This window comes from Tolypothrix campylonemoides VB511288_2 (assembly GCF_045999855.1).
Lineage (GTDB): Bacteria > Cyanobacteriota > Cyanobacteriia > Cyanobacteriales > Nostocaceae > Scytonema > Scytonema bouteillei_A.
Genome location: NZ_JBFPMW010000004.1, coordinates 865,272 through 885,767, shown reverse-complemented (window position 1 = coordinate 885,767; position 20,496 = coordinate 865,272). Strand labels below are relative to the sequence as shown.

Genomic DNA, 20,496 nt, shown 5'->3' with positions numbered 1-20,496 from the left:
GCAATTAGCAATTAGCAATTAGCAATTAACAATTAACAATGAAAAAACAATTATCTAACTTATCCCTCGTATCTTTTGGAGCATTAACAGCTATTTTAGGCGCACATTTCATGCCCACAAATCCAGTTCTTTCCGAACCTACATCAATTGCTGCTGCTCCTACAAGCATTGTAGAAAATAACTTTGTTTCTAATGCCGTTGAAAGAACTGGACCCGCAGTCGTGCGGATAGACTCCACCCGCACTGTGAGAAGCCGATATTATGGTAGGCGCGTAGCACAAGGAACGGGTTCGGGATTTATTATTCGATCCAACGGTCTGATTCTGACCAACGCTCACGTTATTGATGGTGCAGACACGGTAAAGGTAACACTCAAAGATGGTCGAAGTTTCACAGGTAGAGTGTTAGGGGAAGATAGAACAACAGATGTTGCTGTGATTAAAATTCAGTCGAATAATCTCCCGACTGTTAGTATTGGTAATTCCGATCAACTGAAACCGGGGGAATGGGCGATCGCAATTGGCAATCCTTTAGGTTTGGATAACACCGTGACGGTTGGTATCATCAGTGCAACAGAGCGATCGAGCCGTGCGGTGGGTGCGGGAAATAGAGGAGTTGGGTTTATTCAGACGGATGCTGCTATTAACCCCGGTAACTCTGGCGGACCATTACTCAATCAACGCGGACAAGTCATTGGGATGAATACCGCCATCATTCAAGGTGCTCAAGGGCTGGGCTTTGCCATTCCCATTAATACAGCCCAGCAAATTGCCAATCAATTGATTGCTCAAGCTAGTTAGTTACAAATTTCACCAGAGGTTCCCTACAAAAAGGGAACTTCTGAGTCCAAGCACTTTGCAAGACAAAGAGTCCATTTTGGGATAGCCCTCCTCGAATGCATAAGGTAGCATATACTTGCATAACGAATAACAGCATGAGGGATAAAGAATGACGACGCTATTAATTCAAACCCAAAGCGTCCCACTGACGGTTAATATTCCTTCTATCAAATCGATGACTGTTGAACAGTTCTACGAATTCTGTCAAGCAAATCGCGATTTAAGAATTGAGCGTAATGTCAGTGGGGAAGTTATCATTATGCCACCAGCTTTTTCAGATACAGGTAATCGCAACTTCAAGATTGCCGTACAACTGGGGAATTGGGCAGAACAAGATGGAACAGGCGAGTCCTTTGACTCCAGTGCTGGCTTTACCCTTCCCAATGGGGCAACTCGCTCCCCCGATGCCTCATGGATTAAACTAGAGCGATGGAATGCCCTGAGCGAAGAACAAAAAGCTTCATTTGCTCCGATTTGCCCAGATTTCGTGATTGAGTTACGCTCTAAGAGCGATACCCTCAATGAATTGCAATCCAAAATGCAGGAATACATTGACAATGGTGCATCATTAGGCTGGTTAATCGATCGCAAAAACCGCAAAGTCTACACCTACCGCCCCAATCAAGAACCAGAAATCTTGGATAATCCCGAAACAGTGAGCGGCGAACCAGTGCTACCGGGATTTGTCTTGCGGATGGCAAAAATTTGGTAATAGAGAATTCGCACAACTGCGATTTGCATATTCTGCAAAACCTTATGCCTTACCTGACGCGACTTACTCTTTCTCTGATTTCTGCTCCGAAAAACTTACCTAAACTTCCTCAAACTTGTTGATTCGTTTAGCGTTTCCTTCCTGCTTCAACCAAGGTAGACGGCTACTTCTTGTCCACAACAATAATATTGCCTCCACCCCACAGTACAATCTGCTCAACCAAATCGAACCCAAACCTACATAACCTATCTTTGTGTGCTACATACAAGCTTTTTAATTCACCTGCAATCGCCCATTGAATAATTTGCAGAAATTTTGGACGCTTGAAGTTTAATCCTCCTCCAATCTCCTGCATTGTTTGTGTCACAGAAACACCTTGAGCCAAGCAAAAGCTTTCCATTGCTTTTACTTGGCTCAGTAAATCTTCTTTTTGGTTGTTTGATGAGACTCGGCAGTATATAACAACCCTGGTTGGGTATTTACCTGACTTCAAACTTTTAGCTATTGCTAAATGGGATTCATTATAAATTCGTTGATTACCTAATGTTCTTTCTGGGATTAACTTACCCTCCTCTTCCCACCGTCTTAATGTAGATGGCGAAATCCCCACTAAATCACCAAACTCAGATACTTTCCACATAAACTTACTCACTCTAGTTAGCTATGAATAAGTTTAGATAAGAATTTGGCTATTTATTCAAGCTCCTTGTCCTCCTTCCAGCGTCCCCCCTTCTTCACAGCTTCAGTTAACAGATACTCAATTTGTGCATTCACGCTTCTCAGTTCATCTGCTGACCATTTCTCCAACATCTCGTAAAGTTTTTCATCCAGACGTAACAAGAATCGTTTTTTTTGTCCCATTTCTTAGTTATAAAGCGTTCCAGCATTGATAACGGGTTGAGCGGTTTGCTCGGAGGTTAAAACAACCAACAGATTATTAATCATTGAAGCTTTGCGCTCGTCGTCCAAATCAATCATTTGTTCGCGACTGAGACGATTCAACGCTTCATTCACCATCCCCACTGCACCCTCGACAATCTGCCGTCGCGCATCAATTAAGGCTTTCGCTTGCTGTCTTCGCAACATCATTTGAGCAATTTCTGGTGCATAGGCAAGGTGCGAGAGCCGTGCTTCAATCACTTCTACACCTGTCATTTCCAAACGGGCTTGGAGTTCTTTTTGTAAAGCGTGAGCGATTTCATCGGGAATTCCCCGTAGGGAAGGCGTTTCTGTTTCATCTGGAGCGTCGTAGGGATATCGTATGGCTAAAGACCGAATGGCTGTTTCACTCTGAATAGCAACAAATTCTTCACAGTCATCCACTGCAAACTTTGACTTAGCTGAATCAAAAACTTGCCAGACAACAACCGCCGCAATTTCAATCGGACTCCCTTCAGCATCGTTAACTTTAATGATTTTGCTATTGAAGTTGCGAACTCGCAGCGAAATCTTTTGTTTGCTAGCAAAGGGATTTGTCCACCAAAAGCCAGATTCCCGGACGGTTCCCATGTATTTCCCAAACAGCACCAACACCACTGCTTGGTTGGGCTCAACACTAAAGAAGCCTGACAGCGATGGGACGATAACAACCAGGAGTGTAGCCGTCAACCAAGCAAGAAACTCTGCAGCACTATCCTCACTACCGATGAAATCAGTAATTTTCAAGCCTCTTGCCAACAAAGCTTCCAGTCCCTGCACGCGAGACCAAAGATACCACCCTCCCACTAGCGTAAGCGCAACTACCACAGCAAGCATGATGAAGCCGTTGACCTTGAACGCTGGAAATTCCTTGATTTTCTGTTCCATAGTTTTTATCAAATCAAATTTATATCAAAATGATATCATATTAGTATTAAGTCTCCAAAAGTACCAAACCTGCTAGTAAGATTGATGTCATAATTGTATAAATTTATGCATAATTGCGGGCGATCGCGCTTCTGCTCTCTGCAATCTGCCTTGCCCGAAGGGCTGGTCAAGAAACTTATTGCTATCCCGTCAATCAAAAACGAGTTTCTAGAGATCCTGCCTATCACCCTCGTGCTTACACTGATAGCTACCGCCAGGGACTTGCTAGTGGCCGAAAAGAGGAAGCTTACAAACCACGTACCTCTGGTGGTGAATTTGCTCGCGGTTTTGAGGACGGTTACTTTGGTAACCCATGGTTCTACACGCACTATCCGCTATGATGACTGAGGAATTTCCAACAAATCAATCTATATGACACAACTAACGCTGGTCATCGGCAACAAAAACTATTCGTCTTGGTCATTGCGTCCCTGGTTGGCTATGAGGCAATTCGGATTGGAGTTTAACGAAATTCGCATTCCTCTTGACACACCAGAGACGGCAGCACAAATGCAGAAATACTCTCCAACAAGAAGAGTTCCAGTGTTAATGCATGGAGATTTGACCGTGTGGGATTCTCTTGCCATCTGTGAATATTTGGCAGAAGAGTATCCCAATCTGCATTTATGGCCTCAAAAAAAAGCTGCACGAGCAATAGCCCGTTGTATCTGTGCGGAAATGCACTCCGGTTTTCCAAACTTACGGCAAAAGATGCCAATGAATTGTCGGAGTCGATTTCCTGGCAAGGGAATGACTTCTGAAGTGCTAAAGGATATTGACAGAATTAACAATATCTGGCGGGAATGCCGTCAAAATTTTGGAGCAGGGGGAAATATGCTGTTTGGCAACTTTACCATTGCTGATGCTATGTATGCTCCTGTCGTTTCGCGCTTCATAACTTACGGTGTGGAGTTAGATGCTGTTTGCAAAACCTATATGGAAGCCGTGTTAGCCCTACCTGCAATGCAGGAGTGGCTGAAAGCGGCTTCATTTGAGACGGAAATTATTCATGCTGAGGAGATTTATCAATAAGGATGAAACAAGGAATGAGATAATCAAACAAAGTGTAAGACTATGGACATTTTTTTTGAGATTTATAAAGACTTGCCGAGACAAGGACCGGGTAATAACGAATCAACTCGAAAGATGTTTTCACTGCTAACAGATTTACCACCCAGTCCATCTATTTTAGATGTTGGCTGTGGAACTGGTATGCAAACCATTGAATTAGCTAAATTGATAGATGGTAACATCACAGCTGTAGATAACCATCAACCCTATTTAGAACAATTAAACAACCAAGCTCTTGCTCAAGGATTGTCAGAGAAAGTTTTGACTGTTAATGCATCAATGTTTTCTCTGGAGTTTGAAGAGAAAAGTTTTGACGTTATTTGGTCAGAAGGTGCTATTTATATTATTGGTTTTGAAAAGGGGCTTCAAACTTGGCAGCCTCTTTTAAAAGCTAAAGGGTATTTGGTAGTATCGGAAATTTCTTGGTTGAAGTCCAATCCTCCTATTGAAGTTCAGAAATATTGGCAAGCTAATTATCCCAATATACAAACAATTGAAAGCAATCTGAGGATTGTGGAAGATTTAGGATACACAAAAGTTGGACATTTTGTTCTTCCTGAGTCTGGATGGTGGGATAGTTACTATACACCTTTAGAAACAAGAATAAGGTTGTTACGAGAGCAATACAAAGACAATGAAGCAATGAATAAGGAATTAGATAACTCTTTATTAGAAATAAAATTTTATCGCAAGTATTCTGACTGGTATGGATATGTTTTTTATTTAATACAAGTTCCTTAACTTGTGTTGGCAATTCTGTAAAATAAATCCCCAATCTGAATCTTTCCTTTAATGCCAACAGTTATACGACAAGGACAACAGAAAATTGACATCGACTTTAATTTAATTCCATATTATGGTGAGCCATCACCATTAGAAGCACCATATATTTATAGAAGTCAAGCGAAAAATGGTACTTGTTCTTTCTATGCTTATATTTTTAGAGATAGCCAAAGTTTTCGGTCTACTGACATTACCGAGAGCGCACTTTGAAAAACTTGAAGAAAAAAGCTCAGGCTCTTGGTTTAGAACTCATTCCTATTTCCCACTCCACCGAATGTGTTTCTTGAGAGTTAACAAGAAGTTACCGAATAGGAAGAATAATCTCAAATTCTGTTTGCTCTGATGGCTGAGATCGCACAGTTAAAGTACCGCCATGTTGTTGGATAATCGAATAGCTAACAAATAAACCCAGACCAGCACCACGACCGATGGGTTTTGTCGTAAAGAATGGGTCAAAAATACGTTCTTGAAGGCTTTTAGGAATCGTACTATCTGTATTAGAAATGGCAATTCGTAACCGTTCGGTATCCATAACTTTAGTGCGTATCTGAATTTGTGGGTTTTCACTACGTTTAGGATTATCTCGAATGGCATCAATCGCATTATTGATGATATTTAGGAAAACTTGATTCAACTGGCTAGGAGAACAAGTCACCAGAGGTAGGTTGCCATACTCCTTAACCACACGGACTTCAGGTTGATTTTCAGAGGCTTGCAAGCGATGTTGCAAAATTAACAATGTACTTTCAATGCCACTGTGTAAGTTTACAGCTTTCAATTCTGCTTCATCCAAGCGAGAAAAGTTGCGTAAACTCAAGACAATCTGACTGATGCGATCGCTGCCTACTTTCATTGATTCTAAAATTTGATTAACATCCTCAAACAGAAAATTCAGGTCAATTTCTTCCTTCTTAGCTTGAATAACTACACTAGGTTGGGGATATTCTTGGTGATACAATGTCAACAAACTCATCATGTCTGCAATATAACTTTTTGTATGGGTGATATTACCCTTGATAAAATTGACTGGATTGTTAATTTCATGAGCAATACCAGCTACGAGTTGTCCTATTGATGACATTTTCTCGCTGTGTATCAATTGCGCTTGAGTTTGTTGCAATTTTTTCAAGGTTTGCTCTAAATCTTGGGCTTTTTGGTTAAGAGCGTGGGTTTTTAGCTCTACCTCTGCTTCTAGAGTATGGGAATAGTTTTCGATTTGTTGATACAAACGGGCATTTTCTACAGAGATGGCGGCTTGGCTGGTGAGAAGTTGTAGAATCTCGATGCGCTCGCTACTAAAAGCACCCACAGCTAAGTTATTTTCTAAGTATAAAATCCCGACGAGTTTTCCTTGGCGACTAATGGGAGTACACAAAACTGATTTGGGATGGTGAGTTATGACATAGCGATCGCCTGCAAATTGTGGTGAATCACTTAAGTTTTCAAACACAGCTGTTTGTTGAATCCGCGCTACTGTATAAATCAAACTCTGGGGGATTTCTTGGTATTCAGCCAGGGGAATTTCTAAAGTTTTTGCTTGTTCTCCATCGGCTTGAGCGACGGCTATCAATTGTTCGTCTCGGCAAAGGATGAAATGACCGATTTGTGCGCCGGCATTAGCGATGGCAATCTGCATTAAGGTTGTTAACAGCTTTTCTAATTCAATTTCTTGGGAGATGGCTTGTGCCGCTTTCATCACCGTGGGAAAATCTAACCATACATTTTGGTTGCTATTGCTTTTAGTTACACCTCGCATCACAGTTGAGGCGATGGTTCCTTCGGATGTAATGGCAAAGTTAGTCGGTTCCAGAATAGCTGCCAGTAGTTGCGGATATTGTTGTTCTAAATGGGCAACTTTCGCTTTTGCACCCCAACGGGCGTAGCAGTAGTAGGCTTCCTGCATATAGCCTGAGGCCACCTTTTCCTTACCCCAAGCCAGGTAAAACTTAGCAGCGAGTTCGTTAGCTAAAGCTTCTTCTTGGATATATTCGTTAGCTTTAGCTCCAGAGATAGCCTTGTCGTATAGCTCAATAGCTTCTGTTTTCTGTCCTAATACCCGACATTTTTCGGCAGCAACCAAATCAACCTTGTGTTGATGATTCATAGGCGCGTAATTCGCCCAGTGCTGTAATTTATTTTGGTTTTGTTCCACGCGCTCGAAAACCTCTAAAGTCTCCTTTGATTCTGAATTTAAAAGTGCTAGATCTGCTAAAGAATCATAGAAGTAAAACCCAGTTTCAGCAACATGTCCAGTAGTAGATATTAAATAGTGTCTGGCTTTAAAGGCATTGTTTTGAGCTGATTCAATTTCTCCGAATAGATAGCAAAGTATCAGTTTATAAAAATAGAATAAACACAATAGAAAATGATTATTCTCAGCCAATAACAAAGTCAGTAATTCAGATTCTTGGAAAGCTTCTCCAGAAAATGTACAAGGATGGGCTGCACCACCAAGTAAATTTAAAAGTAATTGCCCAAGAGACCGACATCCCTGAGCTGACGTTAATTGGTTTAATTGCAGCAACCCATCACAATAAGTACGAGTCTCTTGTTCCAAGGTTACAAGAGGGTGACCGCACCAAAAAGAGTGGAGACAAAAACTGTAGATGCTATATCCTGCATACTCGTAATTTCCAACTTCTAGAGCAATTGTATAAGCCTCTTGCAGAAGTGAGAGGGTTTCTTTGAGGTGGAATTTGCGGTGTATGATAAATAATCCCGTCGTATGTAACACCACCGGCTTGATAGTTTTGGCATCGAGTTTGGAGACAACCTGAAGTGCCAATTGACCAAACTCGATCCCTGTTTTCACATCTTGCCGTATATTACAGCAAATGATGCCATAGCACGAATATGCAATGGCTGAAACGGATATATTCCCGTATTGAATAGATAGTTTGGCTGACAACAAAACCAATAATAGAAACAATAAAGGATCGGTGAAGTGCGCGACTGGTATGATGCTACTGATAATCTGCAAAATAGCGATTTTTTCTGCATCCGTCATCATCGGTAGGTTAATCAAATCCTGAATTTCCCTGCCTGCAATCAATTTTTCAACTTCTGCAATACTTTCTTGAATATCATTTTGTATAGGTGCTTGAGGAAAAGTTATTCCCAATTGTTGCAAAACTTTTTGAGCAATAGCAATGGCTTCAGTATTTTTCTTCCAGGAGACATTTGATTGAATCTTAATTCGATAAACATTGACCTGTTCTAATAAAGTTCGCGCTTGTTTAATGGTTGTCTCAATTAACTGTTCCATCGCCTCAAGATCACCGCATAAGCAAGCTAATTCAGCTGCTAATTCATGAAGTTCAAGAGTCATTTTATATCGCTGCTGCCAAGCATTTCCTCCTAGCAAAGCTAACCCGATATTGGCATATTCACGACCTGCTTGATAAGCAGTAGCAGTTCTGGCTTTATGACAGGCAATCAAATTAAGTTCGGCTAATTCATCTCGTTGTTTTTGTTCGGTAATTAAAGCAGTTCCATAGTTTAATTGATTGACTAGTTCAAAAATTCTGTCAACTCTTGACTCTGGGGATACTGTTTCGAGCAGTAGTTTTCCTATCTGGTAATGGGTTATTTGTTTTTGGTCATCAGCAATCAAAGAATAGGCAGCTTGTTGGACGCGATCGTGCAAAAATCGATAGGTTACATTTTCAATGTTGCTAGTATTTGCATCTACTCCATCAGAACTAAGATAAAATTTATACAATTGACTTTGCGGCAGAATTAGCCCTTCTTGTAAAGCCTTCCACAAAGCCGCCGCCGTATCTGTTTGCGAGCGCTCGCAAACAATACTCAAGGTTGCTAAGTCAAATTGATTGCCGATACAAGCAGCTAATTTCAGTATTTGTTGCGTTTCTTTTGGCAATTTCTGCAATTGCTGCGCCATAAACTCGACCACATCATCAGTGAGAGACAGCGTATTGATTTGAGCAATATCACATTCCCAATATCCTTGATTGCGATTGAAAGTAATCTGACCGTCTTCGTATAATGCTTTGAGAAACTGGGTGATAAAAAACGGATTTCCTTGAGTTTTGCGCTCAATTAATTGTGTCAGAGGACGCGCTCGCTGTGTCGTACAATGCAATGTATCTGCAATTAACTGATTTGTATCATTCAAGGCAAGAGGCGAAAGCGTAATTGTATTAACAGTCTTCTGGGCTTTCTTGAGTTCTGCCACCGTCAAGATGAATGGATGTGTCGGCGACACTTCATTGTCTCGATAAGCCCCCAACAAAAGTAAATAGCTGTTCTCCTGCATCAGGAGTTTAATTAACGCCAGCGAAGCTGAATCTGCCCACTGTAAATCATCCAGAAACATGACTAACGGATGTTCTTTTGTAGTAAAGACTGCAAGAAATTTTTGGAACAATAGATTAAAGCGATTTTGTGCCGCAGTTGGCGATATTTCTAACACAGAAGGTTGCTGACCAATAATTCGTTCTAGTTCGGGAATTACCTCAATCAAAATTTGTCCATTGTCGCCTACAGCTTGGAGAATCTTGGTTTTCCATTGTGCTAATTGTGCGTCTGATTCTGACAATAATTGTGTCATTAAATCTCGTAAGACTTGCACAAAAGCTGATAGAGGAATATTACGATTAAATTGGTCAAATTTTCCTTTGATGAAATACCCTTGCTGACGAGTAATTGGTTTGTGAACTTCATTGACTACCGCAGTTTTACCAATCCCTGAAAATCCTGCTACCAACATCATTTCAGATGTGCCGTTGGCGACGCGCTCAAAGGCATCGAGTAAAGTTTGGACTTCTGCTTCACGTCCATAAAGTTTTTCTTCGATCAGAAAGCGATCGTATACATCCCTCTGACCAATTTGAAAATTTATAATTTTACCAGTATCTTTAAGTTGAGATAAACAATTTTCTAAATCGTGTTTTAATCCTAAAGCACTCTGATATCTATCTTCGGCGTTTTTCGCCATTAATTTCATGACAATATCTGAAATTACCTGCGGAATATCTTCTCTATTACCTAATGCTTTTGGCATTTTGGCAATATGACAATGTACCAATTTTATCGGATCGTCACAAATAAATGGTAGCTCTTTTGTTAATAATTCATAGAATGTTACCCCCAGAGAATAAAAATCACTGCGGTAATCTATGCCTCGGTTCATCCTTCCAGTTTGTTCGGGTGAAATATAAGCGAGCGTTCCTTCTAAAATATTGGGACTTTTAATTTCTTGGGTTTCTTTAGGCAACAGAGAAGCGATACTAAAGTCGATGAGTTGAATTTGTTTTGTTTGGGGATGAATCAGAATGTTTGCCGGTTTGATGTCTTTGTGAATCACACAGTTTTGGTGTAAACCGTGGATAATATTGGTTAATTGGATAGCGATCGCTAAAAATTCACTCAAACACAGAGTAGTAGTTTTAATATATTCTCGTAAAGAAATTTCCCCTTTATCCTCCATTACTAAGATATAACCATTTCTGTAGGTTTCTAACGATAAAGGATGAATAATCCCAGGAATGTTAAGATTTTTGCTAATGGTGTATTGATTGCGAAATTGTAATAATTCGTTGAAGCTGGGATATTTAGATGTCAGAAGTTTAATGACTACTGCGAGCGGTTCTTGCTCTCGAATAGCTCGATATACTGAGGTTCTGGAGCCTGCATACAGTTGAGAGCTAATTTGATATCCGGGAATAAGAGGAATCTGGCTCGCAATAATCATTTATACTTAACCTTATGCTACAGTCTTATTTTTGCTTGTTAAAACTAGTATTCCCACAGAGTATCTTAGTTTTTAAGTAAATGCGGAAAATCAGTTTTCAACAGCAAAACATAAGCTGTTGTGCATTTTAGTTGGGTATTTACCCCTCTTCTGTTACTCTCCGAAAACATTTGCTATTTCTGAATTCTAGAGCTTTTGTATAACAAGCGATGTCTACGACGGGCTACGCCTACGTGCGATTCTTTTCTAATAACAAATACAACACCAATTTTTTTCTAATAGGGTAGTTTGTATTGATTGCCTCATGAGGCTTGTAGCAATCGCTTTTCCGGAAAGTGACAGAAGAAGGGTATGCAAGTGCGATGAATCTGCGTTTGGCTGCCCCTTTTAATTGTTGTGCAGTTTCTTTCAACAAGTGTTTAACTATACGTTTTTGTCACAAAAACGTAAAATCAAGCTTATTAGCCTGCGCAGGCAGGCTTTGTTTGTATAGCCTCACCCTTTTAGGGTGTAGGTGCAAGATGTAAGTTAGCTGATTTTCCCAGTAAAAACTCGCTCAGCAGGTCCGGTCATGTAAACCCGTTGGTCTAGTTCTGACCATTCGATTTCCAATGGTCCTCCGGGAAGTTCCACAGTCGCTATGCGATCGCATTTTCCTGTCAGTACCCCAGCCACCAATGATGCACAAGCACCCGTCCCGCAAGCTAAAGTTATACCCGCTCCGCGTTCCCAGACTCGCATTTTCACGTAGTCGCGACGGACCACTTCAATAAATTCTGTGTTTGTGCGTCGGGGAAATAGGGGGTGGTTTTCAAACTGAGGACCGATAACTTCCAGAGGAACAGCCGCAACATCTTCTACAAAAGTAATGCAGTGAGGGTTACCCATACTAACACAGGTCACATTCCAAGTTTTTCCTGCAACTTGTATCGGTCGATCGATAACTTTTTCATCATCGGGAGCGAGAGTCGTAGGAATTTCACCAGCCAGTAATTTTGGCAGCCCCATATCTACTCTAACTTGACCATCTAACATCAGTTGGGGCGTCATTACGCCAGCTAACGTCTCGATGGCATATTTGTCGCTTTTTCTCTGAGTTCCTTCCAAATCAGCGAGGAAAGCCGCCAAACAGCGAATACCATTACCACACATTTCTGGTTCTGAACCATCGGAGTTGAAAATCCGCATGGTATAGTCATTACCCTTTTCGCCAGGTAGTGCAAAAATGACACCGTCAGCACCGATACCAAAGTGGCGATCGCATAACTGAATTGCTTGTTCTGGTGTAATGGCGGGAGTGGATGACGAGCGATTGTCAATCAAGATAAAGTCATTACCCAAACCATGATACTTAGTAAATTCAATTGCCATTTTTAAAATCCTTGAATTATAAACGAAGGGTAAAGGATACAGGCTGAAGGATCGAGGATGAAAAATTTAATAAATCTCATCCTTCATACTTCATCCTTCTGACTTGATACTTCATACTTTAGATGACTATGATTACTGAATTTGATACCTCTCTCCCTAGTATTCGACAAGTACAAAACCTAATTAAGGAAGGTGCTGCTATCCAAATCAAACTGCTAACTGGTGACCTACTTACCGGGAAAATGATATGGCAAGACGTGCAGTGTTTGTGTTGTGTAGACGACCATAACCAGCACGTAACCGTTTGGAAGCAAGCGATCGCTTATATCAAACCCATGTAGAGACCGAGCATGGCTGGTCTTTACAGCACGTTTTTACAGCTTAATCCAGCAAGCTATCCATGGGAAGAAACTCCTTAAGTGCGTCAGCTTCACCAGCTTTTACCATTGGTACAGCCAAAGGCACTATAGTTTCCGGTGCAAGCAACTGCACGAGTTGATTGACAGCAACTAAGCTACCACATACTAAAACTTGGTCGCGAGCTTGTAAGTCCATACTGTCATTAGGAAAACGGATAAATTTTCCATCTCGTCGCATTGCCTGCACTTTGACTCCATACTGGTTGTGGATGTCCAAATCACCCAAAGTTTTACCAACCATTGAAGAATCCGTACTCACCGTAACCCATTGGCATGCGCTGTTTTCACCGGGAACAGCAACGTTTCCTTTGGCAAATTCATCCAATGCAGCAAACTCGCCATCAGAACCGACAATCAACAAGCGATCGCCCTCTTGCAATTTGGTTTCGACAGAAGGAAAGTCAATTTCTTCACCTCCTTCGCGGCGAATAGCCATCAAACTCACTCCCGTTAAGTAGCGCATATCGGCTTCTTCCAAGGACATACCAATGAGAGGCGAACCTGATGGTAGGGGATACCAGCGCTTGTTGAGGTCTTGAGTTGCTTGTTGCAAATCGCGAGAAACCTCTGAAGCAGTACGCGTGGGTCTGAGGTCTAAATAATGACTGTTGCGAATTTCTTGCATTTGTTGCTGCACGAGTGCAGGTGATAAGCCCACTTCTGTAAGAATGTAGGTTACCATTTCCAAACTCGCCTCAAACTCTGGTTGCACAACTTCTCGTGCGCCAAGTTGGTAGAGGACTTCAATGCTTTTATCATTAGTCGCACGAACAACCACATTGAGATCGGGAGATAATTCCAAAGCCCGTTTTAAGCAAAGACGAGTGCTCATGGGGTCGGGAAGTGCGATCGCCATTCCTCGTGCAGTATTTACCCCAGCTGTTTCTAAAACGTGAAGACTGACACAATTGCCGTAGACATAAGGAATTCCCGCATCCCGCAATTGCTGAATTCTTGTTTCCGACTGGTCAATGACAACAATAGGTAACTCGCGAGAAAGCAGTAACTTAACTAAATTTCGTCCCACTCGCCCATAGCCGCAAACCACTACATGATCTTTCAATGATAATTCTTTGGTAACTTCTAAAGGCTGACCCTCATCACTTAAAAACGTCTTTAGCCAAGGGACTGACTCTATCCAATCAAATAAAATCGGAACCGAACGCAGCACAAATGGGGTAAGTACCAGTGTCACCGCTGTTGTTCCCAATATCAATAAATATATTCGTCGGGAAACCAGCCCCAATGCTTGTCCTTCACTAGCAAGCACAAAGGAAAATTCCCCAATTTGAGCCAATCCCAATCCAGCAATTAACGCCGTTTTTAATGGATAACGGAACAATCTTACCAATGGTGTTATAATTATCAGCTTACCTACAAATACCAGTGCTACTAACCCCAGAATCAGTTCCAGATTGTTCCATAAAAATACTGGATCGATTAACATCCCGATGGAAGCAAAGAACAAACTGGCAAAAATATCTCTCAGTGGCTCCACGTATGATAAAGTTTGGTCGGCATATTCTACCTCCGAAATCATCAAACCTGCAACAAATGCTCCCATTTCGATAGAAAGCCCCAAGTACTCTGTAAGTAGGGCAATGCCCAAACACAGCGCCACCACTCCTAACAAAAATAATTCGCGACTTTCCGTGCGGGCTAGCAATTGTAACAAAGGTGGGATGAGCCAAATTCCAGCAACAACAGCACCAGCAGCAAATAACCCAATCTTTAACAGTGCCAGGAGTACCGCCACACCGATAGCTTCCCCTGGTTGATGAAGCGCTGGTAAGACCGCCAACATCAGCCCCAATGCCAAGTCCTGTACGATCAAAATACCCAGCATCACTTGCCCGTGGGGCGTTTCTGTTTCATTACGCTCCATCAAGCATTTTAGGACAACTGCTGTGGAAGAGAGAGACAAAATTGCCCCCAGAAATATACCTTTAGCCGGCAAAGTTGCCCAAGCCCCAGTCACCCCGCAAACCATAACGGTGACCAAAATTGTCAGGGCTATTTGTAGCCCACCACCCCCAAGAGCTATGTTTTGAACTTTTCTAAGTTCCGAAAACGAAAACTCCACACCTAGGGCAAATAATAGAAAGGCGACTCCGAACTGAGCCAAAGTTTCTACTTGAATGACTTCTTTGATCAGTCCCAGTCCGGCTGGTCCGACGACCATTCCGCCAATTAGATACCCCAATAAAACGGGTTGTCGCAAAAGCGCCGCCAGCAGACCGCCACAAGCAGCCACGGCGAAAACCGAAACTAAATCAACTATCAGCCTAAAATCTTCCTGCACAAGTTTTGAGACACACTGTTAAGACCTATTAACATTAAGGATACAAAGTTTTCTATCAGCCTGGATAGTTAATTGATGAAAGAGAAACTAGGGGCTCGGACAAGGGGGACAAGGTAGACAAGGGGGACAAGAAAGAATAATTTATCCCCAATCCCCACTGCTGATATAAATGCTGGCAATGGAGCTAGTACAAATTTACGTGCTCTGATGTGTCCTTTGTACGGGCTGAACGATTGAAAAAAACCAAGCGCGATCCTTATTTTTCTAAGATTTTCTATGCTAGAAACAACATGGAAGATAGGGAACTCCCTTTCTTTATAAGTTAGTCTGTTTCTCAACAGAACTATCCAAGTTGTTTTTCTCTTTGACAATGACCGTGTATAGCGTTAGCCATTTTCAGAACAAATCAAAAATCAACAGCCTTGTAACCAATGCTCTTGTTGGCATTTTTGCTGCTTTACCTGTTGTGTTTACCTCACCTGCACGGGCTTTACAAGTACAAGTTAGCCCGGAATCTCCTCAATTAGGAGACACCATATCGGTTATGGTCAATTTAGAGAATGCAGATCCCAGTAACAATGTAACCGTTACAAGTGGGGATGATAAGTACCCAGTATATGAAATTGCACCAAATCAGTATCGTGCTTTCATCCCTACGACACCATTGGAAACTCCTGGGAATAGAACTATCCAAGTGTCGGGAGAAGGGCAGGTGCAGAACTTGACATTACAAGTACGATCTCGCAAATTTCCCGTACAACGAATCAATTTACCTCCCGGAAAAGCAGGAGTCAACGCCACAGAACACGAACTTCAACGTGTTGCGGCTTTTAAAGCGTTGCAAACACCGGAAAAATATTGGCAAGGTCCTTTCCTAGCACCAAACAGAGGACGAGTTAGCACAATTTATGGCATACGTCGCTACTATAATGGTAAATTTGCTAAGGACTACTACCATCGGGGACTTGACTATGCAGGAGGCGCAGGTTCACCTGTTGTGGCTCCGGCTGCGGGCCGAGTCTCCTTGGTGGGTAGAGTCTCTGAAGGATTTCGAGTCCACGGTAATGTAGTTGGTATCGATCACGGGCAAGGTGTAACTAGCGTTTTTTTGCACTTGAGCCGCATCAATGTAAAGGAGGGCGATTTTGTTCAACCCGGTCAACTCATTGGTGCAGTCGGTTCAACAGGCGCTTCCACGGGACCCCATCTCCACTGGGGTTTGTACGTCAATGGTAAATCTATTGACCCAGTACCCTGGCGAAAACAAGAAGTTAAATAATAATTTCTCAAATGGTAACTTTTTGCGTACTATTGGCTCTTATTCGGGCAGAATAAGTAGGATTGGTACCGTCCCAACCTTGCTTGGATGGCTTATAAGATGATTAACATTATGAGTATAGAAAAAATTGTGGAACAAGCTCTCCAGGATGGTTATCTTACACCAGCAATGGAAGCAGAAGTCGGGCGAATTTGTGATAACGCTAGCGAACTGTCAATCGAAGAGTACATGGCGTTGGACCGACTGATGGGATCGCTTTTAACTGGCGAGGTCATGGCGGTACCGCGCAAACAGTTTATCAACGTCATGGAAGAATTGGTACTCACCGAGGCGATCGCTCGCGTCGCAGAAATTGAAGCGACTAGCGAAAGTTCTCTGGATGTCGGGGATATCGCCGCTTATGCCCTCAACCGCCTACCACCCCTGTACGCTACCACAGAAGAAGGTGCTACCTACCAGCGCCAACGGGCTAGAGCACAACTTCAGGAATTAATTGCTCAACAAGTTAATGAAGCAATTGCTCGCAGTCTCGATCGACCTACTGTTGGCAACACGCCGGTAGGAACTAGAAACACAAGCAATGAAGTTTTGCGACAGGTGAGCGCTTTACTTGAATCTTACGCACCCCAATTTGAGCAAAAAGGATGAAGTATGAAGTATAAAGTATAAAAAACTATTTCATACTTTATACTTCATACTTTCATTGCCTGACTTCTACTGGTGTTCCCAAGGCGACTTGTTTGTAGAGCAAGCGAACATCAGGATTACGCATACGCAAACAGCCATGAGATATGGCACTGCCTATAACTTGAGCGTCTGGGGTTCCGTGAAAGCCAATTTGATTTCGCCCATCTGTCCAAAAACCGATCCATCGGTCTCCTAATGGGCTATCAGTACCAGACGCAAAAATTTTACCCGTGATGGGGTGTTGCCAGATAGGATTGCGTTGTTTGTGCAAGATTTGAAACGAACCAGTGGGAGTTTCCCAACCTCTCTTACCAACACCTATTGGGTAACTCGCTATTACAGTCTCCCCACTATAGACGTAGACGCGGCGATCGCTTAAATCAACGACGAGTTGTCTGTTTTGAGATGCAGGATTTGTCGTTTGCTTTGAGGGCGCAAATGCGGACAGCAAAGTTATGCGATTTTGGCCATCTGCCTTTTGTCCTTGACCCTCTGTTCTCAAAGCTGTTTTGGATGTCTTTGCTAAATTGGATTGAGGGGTTGTAGAAGTTGTGATGCGCCAATGGACAACGAGAGATAGAAATGCCGTCCCAAAACAAAGAAGCATCACTATGCGCGTTAAAGAATCATTTTTTGCCATTGCCATTGTTTACCTTCTCCACCACATTCAACTCTTCGATTTTGCTGTGCATTAACCCCAGTCTAGCTTGAACTATCAAATCTCTTTATTAGTAAATTACACAGAAATACTGACAAATTTTTTATACGTTCATTCTATAGTTACAAAAAATTTATAAATAATTATCAGTTCCCTCATGAATTTCGCAATAGTCCTGGGCAAACTAGGGCTATGGAAAAGATTGTGCCACTGCTTCTATTTGAAAAACGTTGTTGAGAGAACTTTCACTCCCTGGAACTCTTTCAAAATGCAGCCATCAATCATTATTAGGTGTGGGTGGGAGAAAAGCTATGTTAGAAAAATTATTCTTAGCGGTTACAATTACTTTCTCTTTAAATCTGTTTTTGCAAGTTCACGTCCCGGACAGAAGCAGTTCACAGACTAATTACCAACAGCAAACAGAGACAACGCCAAACCTCGTAGTCAGGTTACCAAGGAAATAGGGATTGGGTATTGGGTAAGCTGTGTGCTACCTTTAAGTTTCTCAGGTTTACCGAGAGGGGGAAACCGGAGAGTGGGGGAGGGTTTGACTGATTTTTCCCCAGTTAAAAGGGTGCAATTTATATGCATGACAGCTTACCGGGGGTTGTAGGGGCTCGGACTCTTTGGTTTCGATGTTGGTGGGCAATGACCACCCAGCCCTTTTAACAAGAACAAATGAACTACTGGAACCCATCGTTAGATGTTGGTGCATTGCCCAGCCAAGGGCTCTACTAACTCCCAATCCCTAGTTCGCTCTTGGTTGGCAATGCCCACTCTATCGGTTACCAGTCACTGAAGTGTTACAGTCATAAATCCGTCACTCGCTCAGGGAACATCTTACCAATTAGAAGGTCTAATAGAAAGGGAAGATTTAAAGCCAGTGCGATCTATGAGTCAATCGATTCCTTTATCCTGGTCAACGGTTGATGCGAGGCTTCCTGAAGCGTCAGTGCAAGTTGACAAACTCTCAAATCACGACCTAATTCTGCGCTGTCAAGCTGGACTACGTCCGGATCGTGCTGCGTTTGCGGAATTGCTGCGTCGCTATCAATCTCAAGTTGACCGGGTATTATACCATTTGGCTCCTGATTGGCCCGATCGGGCTGATTTGGCTCAAGAGGTTTGGATTCGCGTTTATCGGAATATTAACCGATTACAAGAACCATCCAAATTCCGGGGCTGGTTGAGCCGCATTGCTACCAACTTGTTTTACGATGAGTTGCGGAAACGCAAGCGGGTTGTCAGTCCCCTGTCGCTGGACGCTCCCCGAGCGGTAGACGATGGCGAGATGGATTGGGAAATTGCAGGAGATACTCCCGGACCGGAAGAAGAACTGACCACTAGAGAATTTTACGAACAACTGCGTGAAGCGATCGCCGATTTGCCTGAGGTGTTCCGCACAACGATTGTTCTTAGAGAAATCGAGGGTTTGGCATACGAAGAAATTGCCGAAATCACCGGGGTCTCTTTGGGAACAGTCAAGTCCAGAATTGCTAGAGCAAGAGCGAGATTGCAATCTCAGTTGCAAAATTATCTAGATGCATAACCTTTGCACGGTTTGTCTTTTGGAAAATGACAAATCTCAAGATTTATTACGAAATGTAAAGATAGTCCAGAGAAAGTCAGTCAGCAGGGAAGAGTTGAGTAGTTTTCCTAAAATGTCCGCTTTGTTTACCCGTGTAGGAATTGGTAATTAGTGTTAAAATGACTACTGATTCTCAATTTAATGACCGCTCCCACTCGGCAAATCCTCAAAAAGATTTGCAATCCGGGGATGGCAGGCATACCAATGAATTAACGGGTGCTATAGATATGGTGAAGCGCGATCGCTTCGAGTTATTAAGTGCTTACCTCGATGGTGAGGTGACAGCTGCCGAACGCAAGCAAGTAGAAGAATGGCTGGATACTGACCTGACAGTTCAGTACCTGTATGCACGACTGTTGAAATTGCGGCAAGGAGTTAGAACTCTTCCAGTACCGCAGCAACAGTCCTCACAAGAAACAGCCGAACAAGTATTGGCACGCGTACAAAGGCGTTCTCGGCTCGTTTGGCTGAGTGGTGCTGCTGTGGCTGCGTGTGCGATCGGAGCAATGTCTGGTTTGCTAGGTGAATCGAGAATACCGCAATTCGCACAACAGCGAATAGAAAAAACTGCAGAAACACCAGCGGTGGTTGCTTCACCGCTGATGGTTGCTATCAACAACCCGGTGATTCCCATCCCAAAAACAGCAGAAGTGGCTCCCGAAAAATCGCTTCGCGAAGAGGTGCAACCACCAGACCTTCTTCTGGAGTTAGATGATATTAATTGAATGATGAATGATGAATGATGAATGATGAATTTTCAATTCATAATTCATAATTTAGAATTCATAATTTAGACCACCAACCATCAGGGAGAAAGATACCTCCTAGTTTGGTTGCTAGTTCTTCTTTCATTAAGTAGACCCAAGCCCAACCTAATGACTGTCCCTGTAAATCGTGGACTTCTATTTGTTGACGTATGTAAAGGTTTTCTGACTCGTCTGTTGCAGGGTGATAATCTTCGAGTTCGTCTAAGTCTGTTAAAACCTTAGCGTTAGCAAACGAAAGCAAATAACCGCGTACAGAACTATTGCCTGGTGCCATCGCAGGATATCCCACAGGCAGGGCAAACAATTTCCCCCTTGCGATCGCACTCACAGCATCTACAACTTTACCAGCACAATATCTGTCATAATTATCTTCACCTGGTTTGAGAGTGCCGTAAACGAAAACTTTTAACAAACCGGGATATGGAGTGTCTAATTTCACCATATTTTCTTTAAAACCGTTGC

18 protein-coding genes and 1 pseudogene are annotated in these 20,496 nt (G+C 42.5%); 11 read left to right on the top strand and 8 right to left on the bottom strand.

Annotation, left to right across the window (positions count from 1 at the left end; genetic code table 11):
- The first annotated feature begins 38 nt into the window (after window positions 1-38).
- Together AB0756_RS16380 and AB0756_RS16375 are read left to right on the top strand one after the other, a co-directional pair.
- Entirely contained in the window at window positions 39-800 is a 762-nt protein-coding gene (locus AB0756_RS16380; RefSeq protein WP_038086969.1) for a trypsin-like peptidase domain-containing protein, read from the top strand.
- A gap of 148 nt (window positions 801-948) precedes the next feature.
- Complete coding sequence (locus tag AB0756_RS16375) at window positions 949-1,551, top strand: Uma2 family endonuclease (protein ID WP_038086973.1); 603 nt, start codon at window positions 949-951, stop codon at window positions 1,549-1,551.
- A gap of 163 nt (window positions 1,552-1,714) precedes the next feature.
- Here the strand turns inward: AB0756_RS16375 and AB0756_RS16370 are convergent, their stop codons facing one another.
- The 3 genes from AB0756_RS16370 to AB0756_RS16360 are packed head-to-tail and all read right to left on the bottom strand — an operon-like array spanning window position 1,715 to window position 3,357.
- Window positions 1,715-2,191: an IS607 family transposase gene (locus AB0756_RS16370; protein ID WP_038087101.1), complete on the bottom strand. Its 477-nt coding sequence runs from the start codon at window positions 2,189-2,191 to the stop codon at window positions 1,715-1,717.
- A gap of 53 nt (window positions 2,192-2,244) precedes the next feature.
- A complete protein-coding gene (locus AB0756_RS16365; protein ID WP_167844652.1) occupies window positions 2,245-2,412 on the bottom strand; it encodes a hypothetical protein in 168 nt (55 codons plus the stop codon).
- Window positions 2,413-2,415: 3 nt separating this feature from the next.
- Window positions 2,416-3,357 carry an SPFH domain-containing protein gene (locus tag AB0756_RS16360; protein WP_038086976.1) on the bottom strand — a complete coding sequence of 314 codons (942 nt, stop codon included), beginning with the start codon at window positions 3,355-3,357 and terminating at the stop codon, window positions 2,416-2,418.
- A 113-nt stretch (window positions 3,358-3,470) separates the two neighbouring features.
- On the opposite strand from AB0756_RS16360, the gene AB0756_RS16355 reads away from it, so the two are divergent.
- From AB0756_RS16355 to AB0756_RS40035, 4 genes and pseudogenes are all read left to right on the top strand, one after another.
- Complete coding sequence (locus AB0756_RS16355) at window positions 3,471-3,737, top strand: hypothetical protein (RefSeq protein WP_050046157.1); 267 nt, start codon at window positions 3,471-3,473, stop codon at window positions 3,735-3,737.
- A 31-nt stretch (window positions 3,738-3,768) separates the two neighbouring features.
- Window positions 3,769-4,428, top strand: a complete 660-nt coding sequence (locus tag AB0756_RS16350; protein WP_038086978.1) for a glutathione S-transferase family protein — start codon at window positions 3,769-3,771, stop codon at window positions 4,426-4,428.
- 42 nt (window positions 4,429-4,470) lie between these two features.
- Entirely contained in the window at window positions 4,471-5,208 is a 738-nt protein-coding gene (locus AB0756_RS16345) for a class I SAM-dependent methyltransferase (RefSeq protein ID WP_038086980.1), read from the top strand.
- A gap of 72 nt (window positions 5,209-5,280) precedes the next feature.
- A pseudogene (locus tag AB0756_RS40035) lies at window positions 5,281-5,403 on the top strand (ISH3 family transposase); the annotation flags it as partial.
- A 148-nt stretch (window positions 5,404-5,551) separates the two neighbouring features.
- On the opposite strand, the gene AB0756_RS16340 reads toward AB0756_RS40035, so the two are convergent.
- Together AB0756_RS16340 and dapF are read right to left on the bottom strand one after the other, a co-directional pair.
- Window positions 5,552-10,963 (bottom strand): trifunctional serine/threonine-protein kinase/ATP-binding protein/sensor histidine kinase, encoded by a 5,412-nt coding sequence (locus tag AB0756_RS16340; protein WP_038086984.1) that lies wholly within the window; start codon window positions 10,961-10,963, stop codon window positions 5,552-5,554.
- A gap of 528 nt (window positions 10,964-11,491) precedes the next feature.
- The gene (gene dapF / locus AB0756_RS16335; RefSeq protein WP_038086989.1) at window positions 11,492-12,334 is read right to left on the bottom strand and encodes a diaminopimelate epimerase; all 843 of its coding nucleotides are present in this window, start codon (window positions 12,332-12,334) and stop codon (window positions 11,492-11,494) included.
- Between the two features lie 128 nt (window positions 12,335-12,462).
- Here dapF and AB0756_RS16330 point away from each other — a divergent pair, with 128 nt between their 5' ends.
- Window positions 12,463-12,675: an Hfq-related RNA-binding protein gene (locus AB0756_RS16330; RefSeq protein ID WP_038087103.1), complete on the top strand. Its 213-nt coding sequence runs from the start codon at window positions 12,463-12,465 to the stop codon at window positions 12,673-12,675.
- Window positions 12,676-12,715: 40 nt separating this feature from the next.
- Here the strand turns inward: AB0756_RS16330 and AB0756_RS16325 are convergent, their stop codons facing one another.
- Window positions 12,716-15,055 (bottom strand): cation:proton antiporter domain-containing protein, encoded by a 2,340-nt coding sequence (locus tag AB0756_RS16325; RefSeq protein ID WP_038086992.1) that lies wholly within the window; start codon window positions 15,053-15,055, stop codon window positions 12,716-12,718.
- Between the two features lie 370 nt (window positions 15,056-15,425).
- Between AB0756_RS16325 and AB0756_RS16320 the strand changes: the two genes are divergently transcribed.
- Window positions 15,426-16,334 carry a M23 family metallopeptidase gene (locus AB0756_RS16320; protein ID WP_050046158.1) on the top strand — a complete coding sequence of 303 codons (909 nt, stop codon included), beginning with the start codon at window positions 15,426-15,428 and terminating at the stop codon, window positions 16,332-16,334.
- 111 nt (window positions 16,335-16,445) lie between these two features.
- A complete protein-coding gene (locus tag AB0756_RS16315; protein ID WP_038087108.1) occupies window positions 16,446-16,982 on the top strand; it encodes a late competence development ComFB family protein in 537 nt (178 codons plus the stop codon).
- A 52-nt stretch (window positions 16,983-17,034) separates the two neighbouring features.
- Here the strand turns inward: AB0756_RS16315 and AB0756_RS16310 are convergent, their stop codons facing one another.
- Window positions 17,035-17,667, bottom strand: a complete 633-nt coding sequence (locus tag AB0756_RS16310) for a L,D-transpeptidase (RefSeq protein WP_038086995.1) — start codon at window positions 17,665-17,667, stop codon at window positions 17,035-17,037.
- Between the two features lie 904 nt (window positions 17,668-18,571).
- Here AB0756_RS16310 and AB0756_RS16305 point away from each other — a divergent pair.
- Window positions 18,572-19,228 (top strand): sigma-70 family RNA polymerase sigma factor, encoded by a 657-nt coding sequence (locus AB0756_RS16305; protein WP_038086999.1) that lies wholly within the window; start codon window positions 18,572-18,574, stop codon window positions 19,226-19,228.
- Window positions 19,229-19,386: 158 nt separating this feature from the next.
- Window positions 19,387-19,992, top strand: coding sequence for an anti-sigma factor family protein (locus AB0756_RS16300; protein WP_038087003.1), 606 nt, complete (start codon window positions 19,387-19,389; stop codon window positions 19,990-19,992).
- A gap of 58 nt (window positions 19,993-20,050) precedes the next feature.
- On the opposite strand, the gene AB0756_RS16295 is transcribed toward AB0756_RS16300, so the two are convergent.
- Window positions 20,051-20,476 (bottom strand): gamma-glutamylcyclotransferase family protein, encoded by a 426-nt coding sequence (locus tag AB0756_RS16295; protein WP_038087007.1) that lies wholly within the window; start codon window positions 20,474-20,476, stop codon window positions 20,051-20,053.
- Window positions 20,477-20,496 lie beyond the last annotated feature (20 nt).

Bases quoted from the DNA above. Each gene is read 5' to 3' on its own strand.
- AB0756_RS16380 (WP_038086969.1), top strand. From the start codon at position 39: ATGAAAAAACAATTATCTAACTTATCCCTCGTATCTTTTGGAGCATTA.
- AB0756_RS16375 (WP_038086973.1), top strand. From the start codon at position 949: ATGACGACGCTATTAATTCAAACCCAAAGCGTCCCACTGACGGTTAAT.
- AB0756_RS16370 (WP_038087101.1), bottom strand. From the start codon at position 2,191: ATGTGGAAAGTATCTGAGTTTGGTGATTTAGTGGGGATTTCGCCATCT.
- AB0756_RS16365 (WP_167844652.1), bottom strand. From the start codon at position 2,412: ATGGGACAAAAAAAACGATTCTTGTTACGTCTGGATGAAAAACTTTAC.
- AB0756_RS16360 (WP_038086976.1), bottom strand. From the start codon at position 3,357: ATGGAACAGAAAATCAAGGAATTTCCAGCGTTCAAGGTCAACGGCTTC.
- AB0756_RS16350 (WP_038086978.1), top strand. From the start codon at position 3,769: ATGACACAACTAACGCTGGTCATCGGCAACAAAAACTATTCGTCTTGG.
- AB0756_RS16345 (WP_038086980.1), top strand. From the start codon at position 4,471: ATGGACATTTTTTTTGAGATTTATAAAGACTTGCCGAGACAAGGACCG.
- AB0756_RS16340 (WP_038086984.1), bottom strand. From the start codon at position 10,963: ATGATTATTGCGAGCCAGATTCCTCTTATTCCCGGATATCAAATTAGC.
- dapF (WP_038086989.1), bottom strand. From the start codon at position 12,334: ATGGCAATTGAATTTACTAAGTATCATGGTTTGGGTAATGACTTTATC.
- AB0756_RS16330 (WP_038087103.1), top strand. From the start codon at position 12,463: ATGATTACTGAATTTGATACCTCTCTCCCTAGTATTCGACAAGTACAA.
- AB0756_RS16320 (WP_050046158.1), top strand. From the start codon at position 15,426: ATGACCGTGTATAGCGTTAGCCATTTTCAGAACAAATCAAAAATCAAC.
- AB0756_RS16315 (WP_038087108.1), top strand. From the start codon at position 16,446: ATGAGTATAGAAAAAATTGTGGAACAAGCTCTCCAGGATGGTTATCTT.
- AB0756_RS16310 (WP_038086995.1), bottom strand. From the start codon at position 17,667: ATGGCAATGGCAAAAAATGATTCTTTAACGCGCATAGTGATGCTTCTT.
- AB0756_RS16305 (WP_038086999.1), top strand. From the start codon at position 18,572: ATGAGTCAATCGATTCCTTTATCCTGGTCAACGGTTGATGCGAGGCTT.
- AB0756_RS16300 (WP_038087003.1), top strand. From the start codon at position 19,387: ATGACTACTGATTCTCAATTTAATGACCGCTCCCACTCGGCAAATCCT.
- AB0756_RS16295 (WP_038087007.1), bottom strand. From the start codon at position 20,476: ATGGTGAAATTAGACACTCCATATCCCGGTTTGTTAAAAGTTTTCGTT.